This is a genomic window from Mycobacterium sp. (assembly GCF_049673265.1).
GTDB lineage: Bacteria > Actinomycetota > Actinomycetes > Mycobacteriales > Mycobacteriaceae > Mycobacterium.
In genome coordinates this window covers 1-6072 of the sequence record NZ_JBATXN010000137.1, presented here as the reverse complement: position 1 = coordinate 6072, position 6072 = coordinate 1, and the positions used below count along the sequence as shown (strand labels likewise).

Annotated in this window: 6 protein-coding genes; 3 read left to right on the top strand and 3 right to left on the bottom strand. The window is 64.8% G+C overall.

The window, feature by feature from the left end; translation table 11 throughout:
• The 3 genes from WBF82_RS04925 to WBF82_RS04915 form a co-directional block, all read right to left on the bottom strand.
• Nucleotides 1–797: thiolase domain-containing protein (locus WBF82_RS04925; protein WP_424381976.1), on the bottom strand; the 797-nt coding region annotated here is incomplete at its 3' end.
• Nucleotides 798–799: 2 nt separating this feature from the next.
• A complete protein-coding gene (locus WBF82_RS04920; protein ID WP_424381975.1) occupies nt 800–1861 on the bottom strand; it encodes a thiolase domain-containing protein in 1062 nt (353 codons plus the stop codon).
• Between the two features lie 25 nt (nt 1862–1886).
• Nucleotides 1887–2879 (bottom strand): Zn-ribbon domain-containing OB-fold protein, encoded by a 993-nt coding sequence (locus tag WBF82_RS04915; protein WP_424381974.1) that lies wholly within the window; start codon nt 2877–2879, stop codon nt 1887–1889.
• 70 nt (nt 2880–2949) lie between these two features.
• On the opposite strand from WBF82_RS04915, the gene WBF82_RS04910 reads away from it, so the two are divergent.
• The 3 genes from WBF82_RS04910 to WBF82_RS04900 are packed head-to-tail and all read left to right on the top strand — an operon-like array spanning nt 2950 to nt 5950.
• Nucleotides 2950–3990, top strand: coding sequence for an LLM class F420-dependent oxidoreductase (locus WBF82_RS04910; RefSeq protein ID WP_424381973.1), 1041 nt, complete (start codon nt 2950–2952; stop codon nt 3988–3990).
• Nucleotides 3991–4034: 44 nt separating this feature from the next.
• Complete coding sequence (locus tag WBF82_RS04905) at nt 4035–4751, top strand: acetoacetate decarboxylase family protein (RefSeq protein ID WP_424381972.1); 717 nt, start codon at nt 4035–4037, stop codon at nt 4749–4751.
• On the top strand, nt 4748–5950 hold the full coding sequence (locus tag WBF82_RS04900; RefSeq protein WP_424381971.1) for a cytochrome P450: 1203 nt from the start codon (nt 4748–4750) through the stop codon (nt 5948–5950). The genes WBF82_RS04905 and WBF82_RS04900 overlap by 4 nt, the downstream gene beginning before the upstream one ends.
• Nucleotides 5951–6072 lie beyond the last annotated feature (122 nt).

Below are 6072 nucleotides of genomic sequence, written 5' to 3'. Positions count from 1 at the left end.
GCCTTGGCGGCATCGCGGCCGGCCTGCGGGTTGACCTGGTCGCGGCCGGAGTACGCCAGCGGCTCGGTACGCAGCGCGGTGGCGTGGATCCATGCCACCGGGTGGCCTTCGCCGACTCGCTTGTCGGCGGCGTCCTCGTTGCCGATCACCACCGCACACGCGCCATCGGACGACGGGCAGGTCTCGTCGAAGCGAATTGGGTCCCACAGCATCTGCGACGACATCACCTTATCCAGCGTGATGTCCGGTTGATGCAGATGCGCCAACGGGTTCTTGGCGCCATTCAGCCGGTCCTTGACCGCCACCATGGCGCCGATGTGTGTCGGTGCGCCCGATCGGCGGATGTAGGACCGCACGTGCGGGGCGAAGTAGCCGCCTGCGCCTGCGCCGACCGGCTTGGTGAACGGTACGGGAATGCTCAACGCCCACATGGCATTCGACTCGGACTGCTTTTCCCACGCCATCGCCAGCACGCGCCGGTATTTGCCAGACTGCACCAGGCTGGCGGCCACCACACCGGTCGATCCGCCGACCGAACCCGCGGTGTGCACCCGGATCAGCGGCTTGCCAGTGGCGCCCACCGCGTCGGCCATGAATAGCTCCGGCATCATGACGCCCTCGAAGAAGTCGGGCGCCTTGCCGACGACCACCGCGTCGATGTCGTCCATCGTCGACCCGGAGTCTGCCAAAGCCTTATCGATGGCTTCGCGAACCAAACCGCTCATCGAGACGTCCTGGCGCTTGGCGACGTATTTCGTCTGGCCGGTGCCGAGCACCGCAGCGAGGCGGCCTGCCATTGTTATTTCCCTTCCAGCACGGCGACGAGATTTTGTTGCAACACCGGGCCGCTGGTCGCGTGGGCAAGAACCCGTCCTGCGGAGCCGTCGAAAATATGTTGCGCGGCAAAGCCGATGCGTTCCAACCCGGCGGAGAACATCGGGTTGGCCGCCAGGGTGCCGCCCGACGGGTTGACGTTCGTCGACGACGGCAGACCGATAGCCTCGGTCAGGATCAGCTGCTGGTGGGTGAACGGCGCATAAATCTCGGCGACCTCGATCGAGTTGGTGTCCCCGCCCGTCGCGACCTTGGCCGACGCCTGCGTCGATGGAGATGTTATGAGGTCTCGGGCACCGAGGACCGGCGTCTCGATGCGGTGCTCGATCCCGGTGATCCACGCGGGGTTCTCACGTAGCTCGCGGGCCCGGTCGCCGGCAGCCAGCACGATCGCCGACGCACCGTCGGTGATCGGTGCAATGTCGTGGCGCCGAAGGGGATCCGCGAAAAACGGCCGGGCCAACAGCTCGTCGATGCTCTTCGCCGGCTTTTCGGAGTCCGTGCGCCCGGCCACGGCGAACGAATCCAGCGCTACTTGGGCCATCTGTTCGGCCGTCCACTTGCCGGCGTCCAGGCCGAGGCGGGCTTGCAGCCCCGCCATCGACACCGAGTCCGGCCACAGCGGCGCAACCGAGTATGGATCGGTCTGCAGAGCGAGCACCCGGCGTAGCGTGCCGGCGGACGACTTGCCGAAGCCGTAGACAAGTGCGGTATCGACCTCGCCGGTCAGCACTTTGATGTAGGCCTCGTAGAGTGCAAACGCGGCGTCCATCTCCACGTGCGACTCGTTGATCGGCGGCACCGCCCCGATCGAATCGATCGCAGAGATGAACGAAAATGCCCGGCCGGCAAGGTAGTCGGACGACCCGGAGCACAAGAAACCGATATCGGTCTGCTCGAGCCCGAGTTCGGTGTAAAGCGCATGGAAACACGGCATCAGCATTTCGACGCCGTTGGTGGTGCCGTCGGTGCGGCGCACATGCGGCGCATGGGCAAATCCGACGACGGCTACGTCACGATCGGTCACGTTATTCCCTCTTGGCAGATGGTGCTTACAGGTGATGCTTGTAGGTGTCGTAGTCGGCGTCAGGTTCGCCGGTCGGCTTGAAGTATTCGATGTTGTCGATGCCCAGGCCCCATTCCTCGCGGGGCTTCCACACCGCCTGCACCCGCATGCCCATCCGGACCTCGGTGGCGTCGATCTCCTGAATCAGGTGCAGGAACGCGATATCGGCGCCGTCGAGCAGAACGTAGGCCGCGACGTATGGCGGCTTGATGCGCTGGCCGGCGAACGGGATGTTGATGATCGCGAACGTCGTCACCGTGCCCTTGTCGGGCAGCTCGACGTAGTTGTCGAGTTCGTGGCCGGTCGCCGGATCCGCTTCCTTGGGAGGGAAGTACACCTTCCCGTCCTTGCCGCTCCGGGCGCCGAGCAGCTTGCCCTCTTCGAGACCGCGTAGAAACACGCTCTCGGGAATCGAAGCGGTGTGCTGGATTTCGATGCTGCTCGGCGTCACCTGGACGGTCACCGGGTCACGGTCGTCGGTGGCTTCGGGAACGACCTCCGCCTCGTCACCGAGCGCGAAGTAGCCGATGTCGGTGATCGCGCCCGCGGGTTCGTCGACCCAATGGGCGTGCACCCGAGCGCCGGTGCTGATCGCGTCGGGCGAGCCGGCGTCGACGGCGTGCAGCAGTGCGATGTCGGCACCGTCGAGCTTGATCAGCGCCCAGGCGAACGGCCGGTCCAGCGGCTGCCCCGCCAACGGCTCGGGCTGCCAGGTCCAGGACAGCACGGTCCCGACGCTGGCCACCGGTACGATCTCGGTCAATCGTTCGTAGGTCACGGGGTCGAACTCGGCGGGCGGGACATAGACCCGGCCATCCGAGCCCCGGACACCGACGATGCGTCGCTCGCGCAGGGCGGTGAAGAACTGGCTGAGGGTGGGTCCGACTGAACGGGTGTAGTCGAAGGACAGCTTCAGAGGCGCCGATAGCGGCGGCTGATGGGTATCGATCTGCACCGGGCTGCTTTGGCTGGTGGTCACAGCATCGAGTAGAACAGGTTCTAAGAATGGTTTCAAGACACGGTCGGGACCTGCAGGAAAGGCGGCTCGCATGAAGCTCGGACTCCAGCTGGGATATTGGGGCGCTCAGCCGCCGGAAAACCACGCGGAACTCGTCGCCGCGGCCGAAGAGGCCGGATTCGACGCCGTGTTCACCGCCGAAGCGTGGGGATCGGATGCCTACACGCCGCTGGCCTGGTGGGGTTCGTCGACCCAGCGGCTACGGCTGGGCACGTCGGTGGTGCAGCTGTCCGCGCGGACCCCGACCGCGTGCGCGATGGCCGCGCTGACGCTGGATCACCTATCTGGTGGTCGGCACATCCTTGGTCTCGGCGTTTCGGGACCACAAGTGGTGGAGGGTTGGTACGGGCAGTCGTTCCCCAAGCCGTTGGCCCGCACGCGGGAATACATCGACATCATCCGGCAGGTATGGGCGCGCGAGAAGCCGGTGACCAGCGACGGCCCGCACTATCCGCTGCCTTTGAAAGAGGGGGCTGGGCGCCCGGCGACGGGTTTGGGCAAGCCGCTCAAGCCCATCACCCATCCGCTGCGCTCCGACATCCCGATCATGCTGGGCGCCGAGGGGCCGAAGAATGTCGCGTTGGCCGCGGAGATCTGCGACGGCTGGCTGCCGATCTTCTACACGCCGCGGATGGCCGACACCTACAACGAATGGTTGGACGAGGGCTTCGCCCGGCCGGGCGCACGCCGCAGCCGCGAGGACTTCGAGATCTGCGCGACCGCCAACATCGTCACCACCGAAGACCGCAGCGCCGCGTTCGCGGCGATGAAGCCCTACATCGCGCTCTATATGGGTGGGATGGGCGCCGAGGACACCAACTTCCACGCCGACGTGTACCGCCGGATGGGCTACGCCGAGGTCGTCGACGAGGTGACGACGCTCTTCCGCAGCAACCAGAAGGACAAGGCCGCGGAGATCATCCCGGACGAGGTCATCGACGACGCGGCGATCGTCGGCGACGTGGACTACGTGCGTAAGCAGATCAAGGCCTGGGAGGCCGCAGGCGTGACGATGATGGTGGTGTCTGGCCGCAGTACAGAGCAGGTCCGCGAACTCGCGTCGTTGATCTGAAGCGGTGCTTGCGGGCCTGCTAGAACGCGTTCTAGATTGACCGGATGACAGCATCGCAGCACACCATCGCAGGCACGGTACTCACGATGCCGGTGCAGATCCGCAAGGCGATCCAGCATATGGCGATGTTCTCGGTGGACGCCGACGCCGCCCAGCGCATGATCGACTACAGCGGCCTGAAGGTCTGTCGGTACCTGCCTGGGCGTGCGGTCGTGGTCCTGATGTTGATGCATTACGTCGACGGCGACCTGGGCCAGTACTACGAATTCGGCACTAGCGTGATGGTCAGCCCGCCCGGGTCGAGCGCAAGCGGTCCGCGCGCCCTGCAGTCGGCCGGCGCCTTCATCCATCATCTTCCCGTCGACCAGCCGTTCACACTTGAGGCGGGAACCAAGATTTGGGGCTACCCAAAAGTCATGGCGGACTTCACCGTTCGAGAAGGCCGTCAGTTCGGCTTCGATTGCACCGTGGACGGTCAACTGGTGATCGGCATGGAATTTCGCCGCGGACTGCCCTTCCGGCTGGGCCCACGCCGCCAAGAGCAGCGCAGCTATTCGCACCGCGACGGCGTCACCCGTGAGACCGCCTTCGAACACACGCTGGACGATGTGCACACCCGTCTGGGTGGAGTGCGGGTTCGATTGGGCCACCACCCTTACGCGAAAGAGCTTGCATCGCTGGGTCTTCCGAAGCGCGCGATGCTGTCCAGCTCTGCTGGCCAGGTAAAGATGACATTCGGCGACGCCCGGGAGATCTCATGACGGTGACTGCAACGGCCAGGCCCGATGTCGACCTGACCGATGGCACGTTCTATGCGGGTGACTCCCGGTCCGTCTACCGCTGGATGCGGGAGAACGAGCCGGTGTTCCGGGACCGCAACGGTTTGGCCGCCGCGGCGACGTACCAGGCCGTCATTGATGCCGAGCGCAACCCCGAATTGTTCTCCAACGCCGGCGGCATCCGACCCGACCAAGACGGCATCGAGATGATGATCGAGATGGACGATCCGCAACATCTGTTGCGGCGCAAGCTCGTTAACTCGGGCTTCACCCGCAAGCGGGTGAAAGATTTGGAGTCTAAGATCGTTTCATTGTGCGATACGTTGATCGACGCGGTGTGCGAACGCGGGGAGTGCGATTTCGTCTGGGACCTGGCCGCGCCGCTGCCGATGGCGGTCATCGGCGACATGCTCGGGGTGCGTCCGGAAGATCGCGACATGTTCCTCAAGTGGTCCGACGATTTGGTCAGCTTCCTGAGTAGCACTGCGTCGCCAGAGGGTGTCCAGGCCAGCATGGAGGCCTTCGCCGCCTACAACGAATACATGATGGGGATGATCGCGGCGCGCAAAACTCAAGCCACCGACGATCTGGTCAGCGTCCTGACGCACGCCGAGGTCGAGGGGTCGCGCCTGGAGGATCACCAGATCGTCGTCGAGGTTGTGCTGCTGCTGGTCGGCGGCGACGAGACCACCCGTCATACGCTGTCCGGCGGCACGAGGCAGCTGCTGCTGCACCCCGATCAGCACCAACGGCTAACCGCGGACCTGGGATTGCTGCCGAACGCGATCGAAGAGATGCTGCGCTGGACGGCGCCGGTGAAGAACATGGCACGCACAATCACCGCGGACACCGAGTTTCACGGCACCCAGCTGCATCAGGGCGAAAAGATGATCCTGCTGTTCGAGTCGGCGAACTTCGACGAGAAGGTATTCGACGATCCGGAGACCTTCAACATCGAGCGCTACCCCAACAACCACCTCGCGTTCGGCTTCGGCACACACTTCTGCTTGGGCAACCAACTTGCGCGGCTAGAGCTGTCGATCATGCTAACCCGTCTGCTGCAACGCATTCCGGATCTGCGGCTGGCCGACGATTCCGCGCTGCCGCTGCGGCCGGCGAACTTCGTCAGCGGCCTCGAGTCGATGCCGGTCGTCTTCACCCCGAGCGCGCCGGTGCTGTAACGCGCCGAGTGTGAAGCTGTTGCGAAAAATCAGCGAAAAACTCGCAACAGCTTCACTTTCGGCGCTCCCATGCTGCACCCACCCGCCCGATGATGCCGCCTTCCGTGTCCTCGGCCGTGATC

Bases quoted from the DNA above. Each gene is read 5' to 3' on its own strand.
- WBF82_RS04910 (WP_424381973.1), top strand. From the start codon at position 2,950: ATGAAGCTCGGACTCCAGCTGGGATATTGGGGCGCTCAGCCGCCGGAA.
- WBF82_RS04905 (WP_424381972.1), top strand. From the start codon at position 4,035: ATGACAGCATCGCAGCACACCATCGCAGGCACGGTACTCACGATGCCG.
- WBF82_RS04900 (WP_424381971.1), top strand. From the start codon at position 4,748: ATGACGGTGACTGCAACGGCCAGGCCCGATGTCGACCTGACCGATGGC.